Genomic DNA, 19,779 nt, shown 5'->3' with positions numbered 1-19,779 from the left:
GAATACCATCCATAAAGCCGCAATAACATAGCGGTCTTTCCTCGAGACACTCTATCACAATTACAAAAATTTCGCAAGGGTATCTACATTTTGAACTTTTAAATATAGAAAAAATATATAGCCTTAAAATAAGAATAGCCTGCCATCTTTCAATGTTATTCTTATAACCTATATAATTTGTTATTCAAAATATTGATTTATATAATTAAATATATTATACTTGTCACATCATTTGAAAGTAGGTGTAATTGTGGCTGAACGAAATTATTTTATTAATGGAATAACTGAATTACTTATTTTATCTTTTTTAAAGAATCACGATGCTTATGTATATGAGATTACTAAAAGCATTGAAGAGAAATCAGGTGGACTTCTTTCTATTTCTCAAAATACTATTTATACAGCTACATACAAGCTTGAGAATGAAGGAAAAATTAGTGAATATTCTAAATTAGTTGGTAGAAAGAGAACTAGAATTTACTATCACATTGAAGATGAAGGTATTAATTATCTTGAGCAATTATCAAATAATTACAACAATACTATAAATGGTGTTAAGACTATTTTAGATTCACTTAATTAATTTTTTACGAAAGGGGGATAAACTATTTAATGAATAGAGTATGTAAGATATATGTTAAGAACGTAAAATCAGCATTTCCCATTATAGGTAAATCTGAAAGACTATATATAAAAAAATTGCAAAACTATCTTGAAGAATATTGTAACGAATATAATATTTCTTCTCTTGAAGAACTATATAAAAATTTTGGTACTCCTGATGATGTAATTAATTCATATTTTGTTTGGAATGCTAACAACAATTCATACTATAATATACATAAATTAAATATCGTAAGTTGTGTTTTTCTTGCTATTATTGCAGTTCTTCTTTTATTTTCAATTGTTATGTAATTTATGATTATCAGAGAGAAATAAAACAACCTTCAAAGATAAGAAACATTTCTATTTTTGAAGGTTGTTTTTACTCTTCTATTTCACTCTCAACCTGTTATTATTCATCTAAATATTCTTCTAAGCAAATTCCCTTACTCATTATTTCTTTTGCTGCTGTTTTACCAACATATCTGTAATGCCATGGTTCATATATTACACCTGTTATCTTTTTCTTATTCTCAGGATATCTCAATATAAATCCATATTTCCAACAGTTTTTCATCAACCACTTTTGAACCGGTGTATTCTCCTGTTCGTTCTCTAACATTTGATAGTTATCATCTACTATATCTACTGCAAGCCCGATTTCATGCTCACTTGTTCCCGGAATAGCCACTACGGTTGCGGCTTCGTTTTTTGCTTTCGTTTGTGAATAACCTTCATTTAAAAGATCATAAATTTTCTGTTCATATAAAATCTTTTGCTTTCTATGGCTTCTATATGATGAACAAATAATAGGGTCAAGTCCTTCATCTCTGCAATCATCCATCATTTGCTGTAATTCTTCATAGCATCTCTTATCTATTGCCTGTCCATTCTTCAATTGCACCACATCAATTTTTGCATCACTGTTAATTTTATTTTGATAATTCACAAGAAGCAATTTCCAATCTGATTTTTTAGATGGCTTAGTTGTTTCTATAGTTTTCTCATTTTTATTAGCAGCTCTTACATTATTTTTAGTAATCACAAATTTTCCAAAGTTATTCACACACCCTGTAATAATAATCAATGCTATTAATATTCCTAATACACCTATGCACTTTTTCAATTTACTTTTTCTTATTTTTTTTATTTCATTGCCCCTTTCCTTTTCTTTTCTTATTTTGTATCCATTTTCACTTGTGTACATAAAAAACACCTCACTATGATTTTTTGTTATAAATCATCATAGTAAAGTGTTTCTAAAAAACGGCTATGTTTTGGCATCGTTTTGGCATCATTTACTGATTAAAATAAACTCCGTATTTATCGATATTCATATACACTATAATTTGTTTTTTTGAATTATTATCAGATAACATTATTTCTATCTGCCCGTAATTTTTATTATTAATTTGCGCTTCCACTCCATAATATTTTCCAAGTGCTTTTACAAATTCTTCTACATCAGTAATAAATGGTGTATATTCTACATTTTCATAATCTATTGAAAATCCACATACAAGCCCTGTTGCATCTTCTATCTGCATGTTTATACTAATTCCCTCTATACCTTCTAAATTACAATTCCATATCACCATTTTAGTTGCAGTTGCTTCACTTACAATTTTTTTCTGCATATTACTATTTTTTTTGTTCTCATCACTATTAGTTGCATTAGATGTTCCTGATATTCCATAATTCAAATTATCGTTTACATATATTGAATTTTGTGAGTCTTCTATATATAAATCTGCTGATTCATTATGATACTTTATATTCTCAAAGTCTAAATCTGAAGAACAATATTCTTTTATAATTTTCAAAAATGATTTTTCCTGTTCATATATTTCAGCTCTGCTTTTTTCCATACCACTTACTATTTCACGCGAATAGTAAAAATTATTATTTGATATATTGTTTAATATATTAAATATTTCATTCTCAGTTTTAAATTCAATTTGATTTATGTTATATTTAGATACTTTTCCCTGAAGAATTTTATCCTGGTATGTTAAAACTGTTTTTGGGAAAATAGCACCTACAGTTATCATTATGGCAACCAAAGCTATTGTTTTAATTCTATACCACATTTATGCTATTCCTCCCTTCAGTTCTACCGTTACAGTCGTTCCTTCATTTTCTTTACTTTCAAATTTAATATCGCCATTATGAACTTCTACAATTTTTGCACACAGCGCCAATCCTAATCCGGCTCCACCCTGTTTTCTTGAACGTGATTTATCAACTCTGTAAAAAGCTTCTGTTATGTGTTGTAATGCTTCCGGCGGCATTCCTTTTCCATTATCCTTTACGATAATTGAACAACCATTATCTGTCATTTTAACTTCTACACTAATTATGCCATGCCCGTTATCAGTCATTGCTTTTCTACTATTATCCATTAAATTAATTATAAGGGAACGCACAAGATCCGGTTCTAACAGGCAGACTCCTTTTTCATAGTTATATTTTAATGCAATATTTCTTTTCAAATAATCAGCTTTAAGATTTTCTACTAACTGTTCAACTATTTTCCCCGGCGAAACTAAAACCAATTTCACCTCACTATTTTCAGTTACAAATATGTCCAATAGTTTTAGTGACAATCTTTCTAATCTCTTGCCCTCTGAAAAAATATAATTTGCTGCTTCTACCTGTTCATCCATTGTCAGTGCCTGACTTCGTAACAAATCCGCATATCCTATAATTGAGGTCATAGGCGTCTTTAGTTCATGAGTAAAATTTCCTATAAACTGATTCTGACTTTCCATTGTATCCTTCAATTCAATTATATTATTTTCCAGTTTGTCCGCCATTTTATCAAATTCCCTTGCCATTGTTCCTATTTCATCTTTTGTCTTTATTCTTGAACGATACGAAATATTACCTGCGGCAATTGCTTTTGATGTTCTTGACAATCTTACTAATGGTCTTGTCATTATAAATGAATTGCTGTACGAAAGTATTCCACATAAAGCAATCATTATTGCAAATACTTCATAATATATTTGCTGTAGTTTATCCCTTTCTTCATATATTGGTGAAATATCATATGCTACATCTAAATAACATTTTTCTTTTCCTACTTTTAATGCCCCTGAAACTTTAAGATATTTTTCTTTATCATTTCCTGCTATTACTTTTGTAATGCAACTTTTCTCGTCGACATTTTTCTTTGATTTTGTACTTTCTAATAAACTTCCCGATTTATCTTTCATTTTTCCATCTTTATACAATTCATTTTTTTCTGTATAAATATGTATTCCAGCCCATGATGTATTTCTTTGAGTTGACATTTCCTTAATTGTATTTGATATATCTTTGCTGTCAGCCCACGCTTCTACACCATTTACTACTTTTAGTGTATTTAATATCATTTCATATGACTGGATTGCACTTTTCTTTTCCCTATCCAATGCGCTGTTAAATGAGTTCAAAATCAGTGCACTTGAGCCTGCACCAAATATAATTGAAAGTATACTTATCATGCATACAACTACTTTGGTTCTAAATTTCATTCCGTTATTCCAATCTTTATCCTTTATCTATACTTCTTTGATTAAAAATATATTTTTCATTTGTAACCTAGTCCTGCTTTTATTTTAAATTTGTTCTATACTTCTAATCTATATCCTACTTTATTAACTGCTTTTAATTCTTTCTGCCATCCAACTTTTTTTCGCAATCTTTGTATATGCAAATCAACAGTTTTTGTACCATATTCGTATTCTTCTCCCCAAACTCTCTCATATATTGTTTCCCTATAAAGTGCCACATTTGGATTATGTGCAAATAATAACAGTATATTATATTCTTTTGGTGTCAGCAAAATTTCCTTTCCATCGCGGCTCACTTTCATTGAAATCATGTCTATCTGCAATCCTGCTATATTAATTACATTGTCTGTCTTATTATATCTTCTAAGTACAACGTCAACTCTTGCCAACAATTCTGTTGTTTCAAATGGTTTTACTATATAATCTTCTGCTCCCATTCTAAGTCCTCTAACCTTATCCTCAACTGAATTTTTTGCTGTCAGAAAAATTACAGGTATTTTACGTGGTTCTATATATTCTAAAATTTCAAAACCATTTACTTTAGGTAACATAATATCCAATAAAATTAAATCATATGTTTTTTCATTTATTTTATCTATTGCAATTTCACCATCTAATGCTGTATCACATAAATACCCCACTCTTTTTAAACTCATCTTTATTAAATCTGAAATTGGTTTATCATCTTCGACTACTAATATATTAATCATTTGTTATATTACTCCTGCCATGCTTTCTTGCATTTTATGTATTTTTCGTATATTTTGAAATTAATTATACATCAAAACGCCATCAAAAAAGCATACTTTAGAAAAATAAAAACAGATAGTCTTTATTACGAAGTGCCACCTTTCAATCGTTAGCTTCTGTTCTAACTTTTGAAGATTGGCACACTGTAACAACTATCTGTTTTTATTTTTCTATTATAACCACTATTAATGTTTAGTAAGAATCTTATTTACTTATACAATTTTCCATGAATCACTCTGTATTATTAATAAAAGTACCATTGAGTATTTTCTCTAATAAATTAACATAGGCTTCAAATTGTTCTATTCCAAATTCTGTTATCTTATAACTTGTTTTAGGTCTTTTTCCGCATATAGTTTTTTTCGATTCAATATATCCCCATTCTTCCAATTTGGATAATTGCACACTGATATTACCATCTGTAGCTTTTGTAATCTGCTTTAATTCTTTAAAAGTCTTTTCTCCATTAAGCAAACAACTTATTAACTTTAATCTTATCGATAAACTAAATGCTTCCGGTATATTAGATATTTGCACTTTTTTTCTCCTGACGTAACAATATTAAACCTAGACCGATATATCCAAATATATTAACTACACAATAAAATATGGAGGATATGCTTATTTGTAATTGGTTATCCAAATTTAATTTAATATAAATATTTACAGTTGGCAATACTTTAATAGTTATAAAACAAAACAGAATTAAAATTGCCAATCCCACTAACCCTCTTTTGTTTACTATATATCCAACAGTAATTATTGCAATGCAAACTAACACTATATTAATTAAGTTCTCATAATCTGTTAAGAATACTAAGTTATCAGTTACCAATTCACTTTTACTTAAAGCCAGCACTAATCTTGTTGCAAACAATATAAATGGTGTTGATATTGCTAATATTCCCCAGATACTAAGAGTTGATAAATAGTATCTATTACTTGCCCTTCTTTCATTCTTGTATATTAGGAAATAAAATATACCAATAATTGCTGAGCATATCATTTGTGATGCGAAATTGAACATTGCTCCATTGTCACTTGCACCCCATATTACCGCACTAAATAAATTTAGTACTAATAAAACTCCCTGTAATATTCCATATAGCAAAAATAACTTATATGGCCCTGTATAGTTTCTTTTTGAACATTAAATTGTGTTCTTAATTTCCTCAATATCTTTGTAAATTCTTTTTTGCGTTAATTCCATACCTTCTCCTTTCATTCACTTTATATTATAAAGTTATTTTTATTTTAAAGTTATATTGTAAAATTGTCAAGAAAAAAGATAATCAATTATACGAATCGATTATCTTTTTTACAAATATTAACATTATCTATTTTTGTTATCTTAAACTATTTTTTTATAATTCATATAATATATAAAAATATAATACTTATCTTATTTTTATGAAATATATTATATAAATTATTTACTTAACTTTCTTTTTCCCCTGATGACCAGTCGATGTATCTTCAAATAAATATTCTAGTCCATTTTTTTTTGCTTCATCTTCAATAATTTCTTCAACACTTGGAATAACATCATATTTTGTATAATAATATTCATTATTGTAAGAAATATAATCGCTTAATATTACTATTCTTTCCTCTTGATTACCATCACTTATTAAATCCAAGAAAATTCCACCTGCCCGTTCTTCTGCTTTTTCTTTACGTTCCACCGGAACAGTTGATAAAATCTCTACTATATTTTCTACATCTACTTTATCAGTTATTTCAATACCTTGCCCACCTATCCAATAAACAATCTTATTATATTCTTTATTGTTAAGAATATTATTTTTATCAGTTTTTTCATTTTTTGTATTTATTTCATCATTACTACATGCTGTGAGTAAATATCCAACTATAATTATTATACCAAATATATATACTTTTATCTTCATTACTCTTATCCATTTCTAGCAGCTGTATATTTCCAAGTCCATACACTATTATTATATGAAAACGTTGTTCCGGCCGTTTTGTATAATACAATAGAAGTACTCTGTGTACCAGGATTCCAAAAATATACATACTTTTTCTGATTATTAACTTTATATCCAAAACATGCAACCGCATGTCCGTTTCCACTCGAAGTTGCTGCAACATAAATAGGTCTCTTCTGATCAATATTCTTTTTTACCAGAGTCCAACTAATTTGGTTATATATTGCCTTATACATAACTCCATATAGATTTAATGCTAAAGACGCATTTTCTAATGTTCCACCTGTATTATATTCTATTCCCATTCTATCCGCAACATTTTTAGCTGTATATGCCGTTCCATTTCTATAGTTTACTATAGTTGTAACAGATGCCGCCCAACATAATCCATATTTTCCTTGCCCTTGTTGATTAAACAATCCACATACAACTACATTACTTGCTGTATTGAGAAATTCCGGGGTATATGTCGCCTTATCAGCTATTTCACAACTAATAGTTCCACTATTAGTATCATTTTTTATATTTATCCCTTTTATTATGTAATCAATTTTTTTATTCATATTCATTTTTAACAAATAGCTTTTAAATAAACCTTCTTCGCTCCATACAATTTTTCTTTCATTATATTCTTACCTCCTGTTACTATATATTTTTAATTCAATTATATCATTAACAATATTTTTGTCAGCATATGCTTTCTTCTATGATATATTTGTATATTTTATATTTTATTATTCGTGCAATAATAAATAATAATAAATATATCCTTTTTTTCATTAATATAATAAAATGATTTATCAATTTAATTAAAAATTACATTGCCTATATATAACAATACAAATACTGAAGTCAAAATCGGTATATTTCTTTATTTGTACAAAAAAGCATACTTTACAAAATAAAAAACCTTCAAAATAAGATTTCTCCCATTTTGAAGGTTTTAATTTATCTGTAATCTATTTTTCTGCGTTTCTATTTCTGCTCAGCCTTTTGTGCTGCAACTTCTTCAATTTCTTTTTTAACTAATTCTTCATCATTAAATTCATAGTCATTTCCAGGAAGAATTGCATTTAATAAAATACCTGCGATCGCTGCTACTGCAAGTGATGTAAGGCTGATGTCAAAGCTTCCTATTGAGAAGTCAATTGATGTAATACCTAATGCACATACTAAAATAATTGCGGCAACCATAAGGTTTCTGCTCTTTGTTAAATCAACTTTATTTTCTACCATGTTTCTGATACCGATACTTGAAATCATTCCGTAAAGTACAAATGAAATACCACCGATAATACCTGTTGGTAAAAGGTTAATTCCTGCTGCTACCTTTGGTGAGAATGAAAGTAAGATTGAAAATACTGCTGCAATTTCAACTACCTTTGGATCATAAACCTTTGTTAAAGCAAGAACACCTGTGTTTTCACCATATGTTGTGTTAGCCGGTCCACCAAATAAAGCTGAAAGAGTTGTTGCAAGACCATCTCCTACTAATGTTCTCTTAAGACCAGGCTTAGCAAGGAAGTTTCTTTCTGTTGTTGCACTGATTGCTGAAATATCTCCGATATGTTCCATCATTGTTGCAATAGCGATTGGAACAACAGCGATAATTGCACTTACTGCTAATTTAGCATCCGGCACATTACCAAATACAATTTCATTACCATGAATTGGTAATCCAATCCATGCTGCATTTTTAAAGTTAACCCATTTATCAATTGATACTAATAAGAAGTTTGGATTTCCAAACATTGCCACATATTCATTTCCATCAACCCATACATGGCTTCCTGTTGTGATAGCTAAAATAACTGCTATTACAATTGCTACTAATACACCTAAAAGAATTGGAAGGATTTTTGCCATTCCTCTTCCCCAAATGTTAAATACAATTACTGCACCTAATGCAATTAAAGCAATAACCCAGTTTGTCTGACAGTTTGAAACTGCACTTCCTGCAAGACTTAAACCGATTGCTACAATAATTGGTCCTGTTACAACAGGTGGGAAAAATTTCATAATCTTCTTTATATCAAATATTGCAAACAATGCTGCAACTACCAAATATAAAAGACCTGCCACAGCAACACCTAAGCATGCATATGGAAGCATATTAATATCTGAGCCTTCAGGCTTCAATCCAGCTACAGCTGCATATCCACCTAAAAAGGCGAATGATGAGCCAAGGAATGCAGGAACTTTTCTACCTGTAATAAAGTGGAATAATAAAGTTCCTAAACCTGCCATCAATAATGTTGTTGCAACATCCAACCCTGTAAGAAGCGGAACTAATACTGTTGCGCCAAACATAGCGAAAGTATGCTGTAAACCAAGTACAAGCATCTTTGGTACTCCAAGAACACTGGCATCGTAAATACCGTATTCACCAATTGTGTTTTTCTCGTTTTTGTTCATTTTTTCCTCCTAAAGTTTATATAACGCTGAAATAATATTCAGCACTTCTACATTAACCTCCCTAAGATTAATGTTTGATAAAAGCACACACCGGCTAACGCCAATGCCGCTCCTAGCACAATTTGATAATATCGCTGCTTTGATACCTTTATCTGAATTCTGTTATTCCATAAAGTGTACGCAGCCGGAAGCAAAAGCGGTATAAAATATCTTGCCTGAACTCCTTCTATTGCATCCGCTCCAATAGGTGTAAATGCCAGATACATAGCAAGCCATACCAAAGCCACACTACATACAACTGCAATTCCATTTACAACTCTAATTGTCTTTATATTTTTAGGTTCATTTTGTTCATCATCTGTATTTGTCAGAAACAACATTGCAAGAACAGGCAATAGAACAAATGACCATGCATCTTTTAGCATTCCAAGTCCATATAAATTTAAAAACATTAAATTACTTGGTAAAAACTGATTTTTCGTCTTATCTCCAAAGTTTCTAAAATTATCAAAAGTAAATATCTCATGGATAAACATCTTAATAAATGCTATCGGATGTTTAATTATTGAAACTAACTGACCGATAATTCCCGTATTTCCACCTCTGGTGTCTCCACCATAACCTGAATTACCATGTAATAAATTTATGATTACATGTCTCATGGAAATTAGTGCCATAACCATACACACAGCAATTACTGCAACTGCTATAAGAACTATTGTCCTCTTTCCATTAGCGGATTCTTTCACTCTGTCCTTTATCATTTTCCACAATATAGGAACCATTAAAATCATAACAGGAAAATATACAGGTTTCGCAATACATCCTATGCCAAGCAATACTGCCACAATTGCAATCTGCTTCCATGTAGTTTCTTTGTCATTATTTGTATCATCCATTAAATTCATCCAAAGTACAAATCCAAGATTCATACATGCAAATATTACTCCATCATAAGTGTATAAACTTGCCTGAAATAATAAAGTAGGCATTAATGCTAATGTAGCAACAAGTAACTTCTTTCTCCTTGCCACATAAATAACAAAGCAATTAAGCAATGCACAGAATATAAGATTTCCAAATCTTCCAATTGTATACTGCATCGTATAAGGCAATCCTATCGCCTCACAAATATGATAACTTACAATCATCGGCAGATAAACTATATATCCTTTATTGATAAGTCCAACCGGTTTCTGCTGTTTTAATGCATTATTAGAAATGTTATTCATGTACTTGTTTAACATTTTAAGCTCTTCTCTTGTATTTGCTACCGGAGCCTCTCTTGTGCAATTTAACTTTGATGCTTCATTCCACTTAACTTTCTGATGAAAATTTAATGTGTAAATTGAATTATAATGAACTTCTTCATCCCATGTCGTTGACACAGGACCTGAAGCCATAATAATCAGACTTCCAAATCCAAGTGCAAATATAAGATAGAAAATCTGGACTTTTTTCAAATATATTTCTCTTTCAAAAATTAATATCAGGCCTAAGAAAATGACTAAAGCAAAAAATGCCATTCTATAGCCGTTAAAATTCGCCTTATTTGAATATGATATCTCACTTACATTGATTTTTTCCGGAGAAGTAAATATTACCTGGAGTTTTGAAACTTTCTCCCTAACATTCGTATAGGCATACCCGAATTCCGGGTATGCCTTATCTGTAATTTCAACTGACTTTGTCTTTCCAAAATCATTAACAACAGTAGCCACTACCGTGTATGAATTTTTCTCCAAAGTCTCAGCTTTAATTTTTAATTTGTTTACGTAAACAGCCTTGTCCATATTCTGTGAATAAACTAAATCGCCATCTTCATTCACTTCACCTGAATTGCTAAACAAAACTGCTTCATAGCTTTTTGTCAGGGAAGGATAGTTCATCCCAAATTCAATTACAACTGCAATAATTATTGCAAATGCAATTTCTAAAATAATTCGAATCTGAGGCTTAACTTTTTCTAATGATATATTCTTCATCTAACTTCCTTAACCTTATTTATTCTACTCAGCTGTTGTTTCTTCTGTTGTTGTCTCGTCTGCCGGTCTTGAACCTTCTAATATTTTTGCATTATCTGCGATAAGCTGATTTACAGCTTCGTTAAATGCAACTGATTCTTTAATAATAACCTGTCCATAGTATGCCTGATACTGTGTAAAATATGATTCTAATTCATCAACAGACTTATATCCCATTGATGTAGCTACTTTCTTAAGTCCTGCATTGTAATCTTTCTCTGATGCCCAAAGACCTTCACTAATTGCAATTCCTTCAATTACCATTGCCTGCTTAGCAGTTTTTTGTGCTGAATCTTCCATCTTCTTGTTCCAGTCTTTCTTTGACATCTTGCATGCTTTAAGATATGTGTCAAGATTTGTCTTGTACTTAGACTGAAGACGTGAAGCCATTGCGCTGTTATTGAAATCTTCTATGCTTTCAACTTCTTTTTCATCGTAAGCTGCAACATCACATTTATCAACATAATCACTAAATACTGCATTTACAATTTTATTTGTTCTAAGCTGATTGCTTATATAGCTCTTTAATTCATCTACTGTCTTTGTTCCGTACTGTTTTTTGTAATTCTTTTTTACAAATTTATCAGTAAGTTCAGGAAGAACTTTTCTTGAATTAATCTTTACTACAAATTTGACTTTCTTTCCTGCAAGAGTTAATTCATTGCCGTCTGCATCCTTAGATGTCTGTGAATAATCTTTAGGGAATTTAAGGTTAAGAGTTACTTCTTCACCAACTTTATGTCCTACAAGCCCTTCTGCAAATCCATCTATAAACTGACTGTTGTCAATGTCTAAATCATAATTAGTTGCTGAACCACCATCAAACTTGAAATCTTCGCCATTTAACTTAATTGTTCCTGTATAGTCAATATTAACTGTATCAGATTCTACAACCTTACCCTTTGTAACTACATTGCTGTCCTGCTTTTCTTTTAAAAGGTTGTCTATCTGACTCTGAACTTCTGTATCTTCAACTTTAATTTCATCTTCATAAACTTCTAATCCTTTGTAATCAGCAAGTTTAATTGAACCCTTTATTAAATCTGTTGAAATCTTTTTACCACTGGCACTAGTAACAGTTCCCTTCTGGTTATTACCACAACCTGCCATTGTTACTGCCATTGCTAATGTAAGTGTTAATGCTATAGCTTTTTTCATTGTAATACGCTCCTTTATAGTAATCCCACCAATTATTCAGCTGTTGTTTCTTCTGCCTCTGTTGTCTCTTCTACTGATGCATCTTCTGCTGCTGTTGTTGCTTCTTCTGTTGTTGTTTCTTCTGGTCTTGTACCTTCCTTAACATTTCCTTTATCAATTAAGATTTCCATTGCGTCAAGATATGTGCACTGAATTGTAAATGTATCTTCGGCATCAATTTCCTGTCCGTAATATGATTTATAGTACTGTTCATAAGCATTGATAAAGTCATCAACCTTTTCATACTTGCTCTGTGCTGCAATCTGCTTTAACCATTTATTGTATCTTTCTTCTTTTAATACTGTTCCTGATTTTTCAACTACTGCACAAATAACCGCGTATGTCTTAAACTGATTTGTAATGCTTTCTTTTATCTTTTTCTTTAAATCTGCTTCTGATTCTCCATTACCATACTGTGTAAGGTAATCATCCATTGTCATTGACTGCTGTTCTAATGTATCCTTAAAGCTTGAAAGTTGTTTATCAACCTCTTTCTTTACACCATCTTCATCTACTTTAACATCACATTTTTCAACGTAATCAGCTAATGCATTTGTACTTCCAACTTTTGAAATTTCTAACTGATTCTTAAAATACTCTTTTAAGCCGTCGGCTGTTTCTACACCATATTTGTCTTTTAAATTCTTCTTTACATAATCATCTGTAAGTTCAGGTGTAACTTCTTTTACAATCTTATTAACTGTTACTTCAAATTTAACTTTCTTTCCTGCTAATTTAAGTTCTTTACCATCAGCATCTTTTGTTGAATTTGTATAGTTTTCAGGGAATGTTAAGTTTAATTCAACCTTTTCTCCTACTTTATGTCCAACTAAACCTTCAGCAAATCCTTCAATATATGAGCTGTTTGCAATATCTAATGTCTGGTTATCTGCTGTACCACCATCAAATGCAAAATCTTTTTTCTTTACCTTAATTGTTCCAACATAACTGATGTCAACAATTGACTTATCTGTAACATCTGTTTCATCTGTATCTTCGTATGACTTATCTGATTCAAGCACTGAGTTAATTTCACTATCTACATCATCATCTGAAATACTAACTTCATCTGAGTATATTTCAAATTCATCGTAATCAGCTAACTTAACTGTTCCATAGTAACTTGATTTACATTTATCATAGTCGCTTCTCTTTCCTGTAGCGTCTGCTATCTTTTCCCCTGCGGCACATCCTGCTAATGATACTGTCATCATCACAGCCATTGCCACTGCTAAACTTTTCTTAAACATCTTGTTCTCCTCTTTTCATAACTGAAAAAATCAGTTGTATTTCGTGTCACACACATACAACCGATTTTATCACATTTTATTTAATATTTAAAGACTTTATTACTTATTCACAATTACGTCACAATTAAATTTATACGTTAATTGTTGCCGTTAATCCTAAGATTTCTTTATTTGCATCAAGAATTGGCTGAATTTCATCTCTCAAGAATTCTTCAACCTGTTCAGGTGAACGTCCTACATACTTACTTGGGTCCATTGTCTTCTGTAAGTCTTCTAAACTCATATTAAATGATGGGTCATTTGCAATAAGTTCAAGTAAATTGTTGTCTAAGCCTTTTTCCTTAACGTTCTTTCCTGCTTCCATTGAAAGTGTACGAATCTTTTCGTGCATTTCCTGACGGTCGCCACCTGCTTTAACGGCATCCATCATAATATTTTCTGTTGCCATAAATGGAAGTTCACTCATGAGTCTCTTTTCAATAACCTTTGGATATACAACTAAACCATCTACTACATTTAAGTATAAATCAAGAATTCCATCGATAGCAAGGAAGCATTCCGGAACGCTTAATCTCTTATTTGCTGAATCATCTAAAGTTCTTTCAAACCACTGTGTTGCTGATGTAATAGCAGGGTTAAGTGCTGTAACCATAACATAATTTGCAAGAGATGCGATTCTTTCACTTCTCATAGGATTTCTCTTGTAAGCCATTGCTGATGAACCTATCTGATTCTTTTCAAATGGTTCTTCAATTTCTTTCAAATGCTGTAACAAACGAATATCGTTTGAGAATTTATGAGCACTTGCTGCGATTCCTGCAACAACGTTTAATACTCTTGTATCCATCTTTCTTGAATAAGTCTGTCCTGAAACAGGGAAGCATTTTTCAAATCCCATTTTCTTTGCAATCTTATTTTCAAGTTCCTTAATCTTTTCATGGTCTCCTTCAAATAATTCAAGGAAACTTGCCTGTGTTCCTGTTGTTCCTTTAGAGCCTAACAACATCATGCTGTCAATCATGTAATTTAAATCATCCAAATCTAATTTTAATTCCATTAACCATAATGTTGCTCTCTTACCTACTGTTGTAGGCTGTGCAGGCTGAAAATGTGTAAAAGCCAATGTAGGCTGAGATTTATATTTATCAGCAAATTTAGCAAGTTCATTGATTACGTTAATTAATTTTTTTCTAACAAGCTTTAATGCTTCTGTCATTATAATTATATCTGTGTTATCACCAACGTAACATGATGTTGCTCCTAAATGGATAATTCCCTTTGCCTTAGGGCACTGCTGGCCATAAGCATAAACATGAGACATTACGTCATGACGAACTAATTTTTCTCTTTCTTTTGCTACATCATAGTTAATGTCATCTGCATGAGCCTTAAGTTCATCAATCTGTTCCTGTGTAATGTTTAATCCTAATTCCATTTCAGATTCTGCTAATGCAATCCATAATTTTCTCCATGTTTTAAACTTCATATCAGGTGAAAAAATATACTGCATTTCCTTACTTGCATATCTTTCTGATAATGGGCTTTGGTATCTGTCGTTCATAAATTCCTCCTTAACATTTGACCTTATTTTATATATTCTCCACGGATATCCTCTTTTGGTGGCTCCATTGGATATTTTTCATCAAAACATCCTGTGCAAATTCCAAGTCCGCCTGCGATTTCTTTTAATCTTTCAACTCTAAGGTATCCTAATGAATCTGCACCGATTATTTCGTTGATTTCTTCTATTGTTCTATTGTGGGCAATTAACTGATCTCTTGATGGTATATCAGTTCCAAAATAACATTCATATAAGAATGGTGGTGAACTGATTCTTACATGTACCTCTGTGGCACCTGCATCCTTTAACATCTGAACAATTCTATCACTTGTGGTTCCTCTTACAATTGAATCATCAATCATTATTACCCGTTTACCACAAACTGCCTCTTTTAAAACATTTAATTTAATTCTAACACTTGATTCCCTGCTCTTTTGCTGAGGTTTAATAAATGTACGACCAACATAACTGTTTTTGACAAATGCTGTTCCGTAAGGGATTCCTGATTCCATTGCATAACCCATGGCTGCTGCATTTCCTGATTCAGGTACACCCACAACAACATCTGCTTCAACCGGGGAATCCATAGCTAAGAATCTTCCTGCCATAATTCTTGAATGATATACACTCACTCCATCAAAATTGCTGTCCGGTCTTGCAAAGTAAATATATTCAAATACACATCTTGCTTCTTTTGCCTTAGGAAGACACATTGATGTATCTGATTTAATTCCATCCTTGTCAATAGTTACAACTTCTCCCGGAAGTACATCTCTTACAAATTCAGCACCAATTGTATCAAGGGCACATGTTTCAGATGCTAAAATATAAGCATTGTCCCTTTTGCCAATACATAATGGTTTAAAACCAAATGGATCTCTTGCACCAATAAGTTTTCGAGGACTTGAAATTACGAGTGCATAAGCACCTTTTAATTTCTTCATCGCATTTGTAACTGCTTCCTGTGCTGTCTTTGCATTAATTCTTTCCCTTGCAACAAGATAAGCAATAACTTCCGAATCAATTGTTGTTTGGAAAATTGCTCCTGTATATGCTAACTCATCACGAAGTTCATTTGCATTAATCAAATTACCATTGTGAGCAAGCATCAATGTTCCTTTAACATAATTGATTACAAGTGGCTGTGCATTACTAGGAATACTTTCACCTGCTGTAGAATAACGAACATGTCCTACACCGATATTTCCGTGAAGTTTTGACAAATTTTCGCTGTTAAATACTTCATTTACAAGTCCCATTCCTTTTAACAAATCCACTTTTCTAGGTCCAAACGTGTCTGATACAGAAATACCACAGCTTTCCTGTCCTCTGTGCTGCAATGCAAATAATCCATAATAAATGGATGATGCAACATCATTGCCATCTAAATCATACATACCAAACACACCACATTCTTCATGCAGTCCATCATCTTCCCAATTTTGTTGAAGCTCGATACTATTCATTTTCTTTTCTCCACCTACGTATACTAACTTTTATATTTTTCCATTGCATTATATATCAATGCGACAACTATAGCAACTCTCTAAGCATCTGATTTATCATCTGCGGATTAGCCTTACCCTGTGTAGCTTTCATTGTCTGACCTACTAATGCTCCAATCGCCTTCTGATTTCCACCCTGATAATCTGCAACTGCCTTAGGGTTGTTAGCAATGACTTCCTCGATTATCTTCTTAAGGTCATCTGTATTGTTGTCCATCTTCAATTCATGTTCATCTACATATTTTTCAGGGTCTATGTCATCATTAAACATTGCCTCAAATACTTCTTTGGCAACTGTTTTGTTAATTACGTTATCATCAATAAGTTTTAAGAACTTACTAAAGTTTTCGGCAGAGAATTTAACCTCGTCAGGTTCAATTCCTTTTTCCTTTACAAGACGCATTGTTTCTACCATCAACCAGTTGCTGGCTTCTTTTGGTTTGCTTCCATTAGCAACTGCTGCTTCTAATAAAACTGTTAAAGGCTTATATAACGTTAAAAGATTTGCGTCATATTCAGGAAGTCCATATTCCTCAATGTATCTTTCTTTCTTTTCATCTCTGAATTCAGGCTGTTCTGACTTTAATCTTTCTAACCATTCATCACTGATATTGATTGGAACCAAATCAGGGTCCGGAAAATATCTGTAATCCTGTGCATCTTCTTTTGAACGCATTGCATAAGAATACTCTTTTGTATCGTCCCATCTTCTTGTTTCCTGAACAACTTCCTGTCCTGATTCTAATAAATCAATCTGTCTTTCTCTTTCATTTTCAATTGCTCTTGCAATCGCCTTAAATGAGTTAAGATTCTTTGTTTCTGTCCTTGTTCCAAATTCAGTTGCTCCAACTTCCCTTACTGAAAGGTTAACGTCAGCTCTCATTGAACCTTCATTTAACTTACAGTCAGAAGCTCCTAAATACTGAATTATCATACGCAATTTTTCAAGGTATGCAATTACTTCTTCTGCTGAACGCATATCTGGTTCTGATACAATTTCAATAAGAGGTACACCTGAACGGTTAAAGTCTACTAATGAGCAGTCAGCCCAATCATCATGTACAAGCTTACCTGCATCTTCTTCCATATGAATCTCGTGGATTCTTACTTTTTTCTTTCCTTCTTCTGTTTCAATTTCTACATATCCGTCTCTACAGATTGGAAGATATAACTGTGAAATCTGATAATTCTGTGGATTATCAGGATAAAAATAATTCTTTCTGTCAAATTTACAATTCTGTGTGATTGTACAATTTGTTGCAAGTCCTACTGCTGCTGCATATTCAACAACCTGCTTATTTAATACAGGAAGTGAACCCGGCATTCCTGTACAGACAGGACATGTATGTGTATTTGGTGCTCCTCCGAATTCTGTTGAACAGGAGCAGAAAATCTTTGTTTTTGTTGCTAATTCTACATGAACTTCAAGTCCAATGACTGTTTCGTACTGTTTCATTTACTTCACTCCTTATGCTTCTACTGATGGGCAATGCTCATATTCTCTTGTCTGTTCATAAGCGTATGCTGCTCTTATGATTGTCTTTTCCTTAAAGCAGTCTCCAATAATCTGCATTCCTATCGGAAGTCCGTTAGAATCCTTTCCACAAGGAACTGTAATTCCAGGAAGACCTGCTAAGTTAACTGATATTGTATAAATATCTCCAAGATACATCTTAATTGGGTCAGCAAGACTGCTTCCAATCTTAGGAGCTGTTGTAGGTGCAGCCGGTGCGATGATAACATCATATTTAGCAAATGCTTCGTCAAATGCCTTTTTAATTAACGCTTTTGTTCTTAATGCTTTCAAATAGTACGCATCATAATATCCACTGCTTAATACGAATGAACCAAGCATAATTCTACGCTTAACTTCTTCACCAAAACCTTCTGAACGTGTCTTTTTATACATGTTATGAAGACCTTCATATTCCTGTGTTCTGTATCCGTATTTTACACCGTCAAATCTTTCAAGGTTTGAACTTGCTTCCGCACTGGCAATTACGTAATATGCAGGAATTGCATATTCAACAAGGCTTAAATCAAATTCTTCTACAATTGCGCCTTTGCTCTTTAAAACTTCTACTGCATTTAAAATAGAATCTTTTACTTCTTTATCTAATCCATCACCAAAGTAGTCTTTAGGGATACCAATCTTTAATCCTTTAACATCATCAACTAATGCTTCAGTGAAATTGTAGTCATCTCTCTTAACTGATGTTGAATCTTTTTCATCATGACTTGCAATTGTTTCAAGTATTGTTGCTACATCAGTAACGTCCTTAGCAACAGGTCCAATCTGGTCTAATGATGAACCATAAGCAATTAATCCATAACGTGAAACTGTTCCGTATGTTGGTTTAATTCCTGTTACTCCACAGAATGAACTTGGCTGTCTGATTGATCCACCTGTATCTGAACCTAACGCATATGAACATTCTTCAGATGCAACTGCTGTACATGAACCACCTGATGAACCACCTGGTACATGTTCTGTGTTCCAAGGATTCTTTGTTGCTCCAAATGCAGAAGTTTCTGTAGTACTTCCCATAGCAAATTCATCCATGTTAGTCTTTCCAATTATAACTGCTCCTGCTTTTTCAAGATTTTCAACTGCTGTAGCTGTATAAGTAGGAACAAAGTTTCCTAAAATTTTAGAACTACATGTTGTAAGCATGCCTTTAGTACACATGTTATCCTTAATAGCTACAGGCACGCCTGCTAATGGTCCTGTAAGCTTTCCTTCGTCAATTAACTTCTGAACTTCTTCAGCTTTCTTTAATGCCTCTTCTTTATTCGTTACAGTAACAAAACTATTAATTGTCTTGTCCTGCTTTTCTATATGGGCAAATGCATCATTTACCGCATCTACAACTTTAACCTCGCCGCTTTTAATCTTTTTTCCAAGTTCAACGGCTGTTAAACTCATTAAATTCATAACACTATATCCTTTCATTTGCTGTAAGTA

General features: G+C 32.2%; 18 protein-coding genes. 2 read left to right on the top strand and 16 right to left on the bottom strand.

All coding sequences use genetic code 11. The features are described from left to right. Positions 1 to 250: 250 nt before the first annotated feature. Both ABMA45_RS10040 and ABMA45_RS10035 read left to right on the top strand, forming a co-directional pair. Positions 251 to 583 (top strand): PadR family transcriptional regulator, encoded by a 333-nt coding sequence (locus ABMA45_RS10040; protein WP_022089757.1) that lies wholly within the window; start codon positions 251 to 253, stop codon positions 581 to 583. Positions 584 to 612: 29 nt separating this feature from the next. Further along, a complete protein-coding gene (locus tag ABMA45_RS10035; protein WP_022089756.1) occupies positions 613 to 915 on the top strand; it encodes a DUF6120 family protein in 303 nt (100 codons plus the stop codon). Between the two features lie 100 nt (positions 916 to 1,015). Here ABMA45_RS10035 and ABMA45_RS10030 read toward each other — a convergent pair whose 3' ends face one another. The 16 genes from ABMA45_RS10030 to gatA all read right to left on the bottom strand — a co-directional run bounded on the left by ABMA45_RS10030 (position 1,016) and on the right by gatA (position 19,749). Further along, positions 1,016 to 1,810 (bottom strand): M15 family metallopeptidase, encoded by a 795-nt coding sequence (locus ABMA45_RS10030; protein ID WP_022089755.1) that lies wholly within the window; start codon positions 1,808 to 1,810, stop codon positions 1,016 to 1,018. A gap of 91 nt (positions 1,811 to 1,901) precedes the next feature. Beyond that, positions 1,902 to 2,693 carry a hypothetical protein gene (locus ABMA45_RS10025; RefSeq protein ID WP_022089754.1) on the bottom strand — a complete coding sequence of 264 codons (792 nt, stop codon included), beginning with the start codon at positions 2,691 to 2,693 and terminating at the stop codon, positions 1,902 to 1,904. Next, complete coding sequence (locus ABMA45_RS10020) at positions 2,694 to 4,121, bottom strand: sensor histidine kinase (RefSeq protein ID WP_022089753.1); 1,428 nt, start codon at positions 4,119 to 4,121, stop codon at positions 2,694 to 2,696. Positions 4,122 to 4,216: 95 nt separating this feature from the next. Next, positions 4,217 to 4,870 carry a response regulator transcription factor gene (locus ABMA45_RS10015; RefSeq protein ID WP_022089752.1) on the bottom strand — a complete coding sequence of 218 codons (654 nt, stop codon included), beginning with the start codon at positions 4,868 to 4,870 and terminating at the stop codon, positions 4,217 to 4,219. Between the two features lie 271 nt (positions 4,871 to 5,141). Beyond that, a complete protein-coding gene (locus ABMA45_RS10010) occupies positions 5,142 to 5,447 on the bottom strand; it encodes a transcriptional regulator (RefSeq protein ID WP_022089751.1) in 306 nt (101 codons plus the stop codon). Then, positions 5,434 to 6,021: a hypothetical protein gene (locus ABMA45_RS10005; protein ID WP_022089750.1), complete on the bottom strand. Its 588-nt coding sequence runs from the start codon at positions 6,019 to 6,021 to the stop codon at positions 5,434 to 5,436. Before ABMA45_RS10005 ends, ABMA45_RS10010 begins: the two co-directional genes overlap by 14 nt. 322 nt (positions 6,022 to 6,343) lie before the next feature. Continuing rightward, entirely contained in the window at positions 6,344 to 6,820 is a 477-nt protein-coding gene (locus ABMA45_RS10000) for a hypothetical protein (protein ID WP_022089749.1), read from the bottom strand. Positions 6,821 to 6,825: 5 nt separating this feature from the next. Next, on the bottom strand, positions 6,826 to 7,425 hold the full coding sequence (locus tag ABMA45_RS09995) for a papain-like cysteine protease family protein (RefSeq protein WP_347993210.1): 600 nt from the start codon (positions 7,423 to 7,425) through the stop codon (positions 6,826 to 6,828). Between the two features lie 412 nt (positions 7,426 to 7,837). Continuing rightward, on the bottom strand, positions 7,838 to 9,277 hold the full coding sequence (locus ABMA45_RS09990) for a uracil-xanthine permease family protein (protein WP_022089747.1): 1,440 nt from the start codon (positions 9,275 to 9,277) through the stop codon (positions 7,838 to 7,840). Positions 9,278 to 9,324: 47 nt separating this feature from the next. Continuing rightward, on the bottom strand, positions 9,325 to 11,262 hold the full coding sequence (locus ABMA45_RS09985) for a DUF2142 domain-containing protein (protein WP_022089746.1): 1,938 nt from the start codon (positions 11,260 to 11,262) through the stop codon (positions 9,325 to 9,327). A 24-nt stretch (positions 11,263 to 11,286) separates the two neighbouring features. After that, positions 11,287 to 12,459, bottom strand: coding sequence for an FKBP-type peptidyl-prolyl cis-trans isomerase (locus ABMA45_RS09980; protein WP_022089745.1), 1,173 nt, complete (start codon positions 12,457 to 12,459; stop codon positions 11,287 to 11,289). 32 nt (positions 12,460 to 12,491) lie between these two features. Continuing rightward, the gene (locus tag ABMA45_RS09975; RefSeq protein ID WP_022089744.1) at positions 12,492 to 13,748 is read right to left on the bottom strand and encodes an FKBP-type peptidyl-prolyl cis-trans isomerase; all 1,257 of its coding nucleotides are present in this window, start codon (positions 13,746 to 13,748) and stop codon (positions 12,492 to 12,494) included. A gap of 130 nt (positions 13,749 to 13,878) precedes the next feature. After that, on the bottom strand, positions 13,879 to 15,309 hold the full coding sequence (purB, locus tag ABMA45_RS09970; RefSeq protein WP_022089743.1) for an adenylosuccinate lyase: 1,431 nt from the start codon (positions 15,307 to 15,309) through the stop codon (positions 13,879 to 13,881). Between the two features lie 23 nt (positions 15,310 to 15,332). Then, positions 15,333 to 16,775, bottom strand: a complete 1,443-nt coding sequence (gene purF, locus ABMA45_RS09965) for an amidophosphoribosyltransferase (RefSeq protein ID WP_022089742.1) — start codon at positions 16,773 to 16,775, stop codon at positions 15,333 to 15,335. Between the two features lie 67 nt (positions 16,776 to 16,842). Further along, on the bottom strand, positions 16,843 to 18,270 hold the full coding sequence (gene gatB / locus ABMA45_RS09960; protein WP_022089741.1) for an Asp-tRNA(Asn)/Glu-tRNA(Gln) amidotransferase subunit GatB: 1,428 nt from the start codon (positions 18,268 to 18,270) through the stop codon (positions 16,843 to 16,845). 12 nt (positions 18,271 to 18,282) lie between these two features. Then, on the bottom strand, positions 18,283 to 19,749 hold the full coding sequence (gene gatA / locus ABMA45_RS09955; RefSeq protein ID WP_022089740.1) for an Asp-tRNA(Asn)/Glu-tRNA(Gln) amidotransferase subunit GatA: 1,467 nt from the start codon (positions 19,747 to 19,749) through the stop codon (positions 18,283 to 18,285). Positions 19,750 to 19,779: the final 30 nt, after the last annotated feature.

Source organism: Eubacterium sp. CAG:156 (genome assembly GCF_000434315.1).
GTDB classification, from domain to species: domain Bacteria; phylum Bacillota; class Clostridia; order Lachnospirales; family Lachnospiraceae; genus Eubacterium_U; species Eubacterium_U album.
Note: the sequence above shows the minus strand (reverse complement) of the source record. Positions and strands in the feature narration are given on the sequence as shown.

Bases quoted from the DNA above. Each gene is read 5' to 3' on its own strand.
- ABMA45_RS10035 (WP_022089756.1), top strand. From the start codon at position 613: ATGAATAGAGTATGTAAGATATATGTTAAGAACGTAAAATCAGCATTT.
- ABMA45_RS10030 (WP_022089755.1), bottom strand. From the start codon at position 1,810: ATGTACACAAGTGAAAATGGATACAAAATAAGAAAAGAAAAGGAAAGG.
- ABMA45_RS10025 (WP_022089754.1), bottom strand. From the start codon at position 2,693: ATGTGGTATAGAATTAAAACAATAGCTTTGGTTGCCATAATGATAACT.
- ABMA45_RS10020 (WP_022089753.1), bottom strand. From the start codon at position 4,121: ATGAAATTTAGAACCAAAGTAGTTGTATGCATGATAAGTATACTTTCA.
- ABMA45_RS10015 (WP_022089752.1), bottom strand. From the start codon at position 4,870: ATGATTAATATATTAGTAGTCGAAGATGATAAACCAATTTCAGATTTA.
- ABMA45_RS10000 (WP_022089749.1), bottom strand. From the start codon at position 6,820: ATGAAGATAAAAGTATATATATTTGGTATAATAATTATAGTTGGATAT.
- ABMA45_RS09995 (WP_347993210.1), bottom strand. From the start codon at position 7,425: ATGAATAAAAAAATTGATTACATAATAAAAGGGATAAATATAAAAAAT.
- ABMA45_RS09990 (WP_022089747.1), bottom strand. From the start codon at position 9,277: ATGAACAAAAACGAGAAAAACACAATTGGTGAATACGGTATTTACGAT.
- ABMA45_RS09985 (WP_022089746.1), bottom strand. From the start codon at position 11,262: ATGAAGAATATATCATTAGAAAAAGTTAAGCCTCAGATTCGAATTATT.
- ABMA45_RS09980 (WP_022089745.1), bottom strand. From the start codon at position 12,459: ATGAAAAAAGCTATAGCATTAACACTTACATTAGCAATGGCAGTAACA.
- ABMA45_RS09975 (WP_022089744.1), bottom strand. From the start codon at position 13,748: ATGTTTAAGAAAAGTTTAGCAGTGGCAATGGCTGTGATGATGACAGTA.
- purB (WP_022089743.1), bottom strand. From the start codon at position 15,309: ATGAACGACAGATACCAAAGCCCATTATCAGAAAGATATGCAAGTAAG.
- purF (WP_022089742.1), bottom strand. From the start codon at position 16,775: ATGAATAGTATCGAGCTTCAACAAAATTGGGAAGATGATGGACTGCAT.
- gatB (WP_022089741.1), bottom strand. From the start codon at position 18,270: ATGAAACAGTACGAAACAGTCATTGGACTTGAAGTTCATGTAGAATTA.
- gatA (WP_022089740.1), bottom strand. From the start codon at position 19,749: ATGAATTTAATGAGTTTAACAGCCGTTGAACTTGGAAAAAAGATTAAA.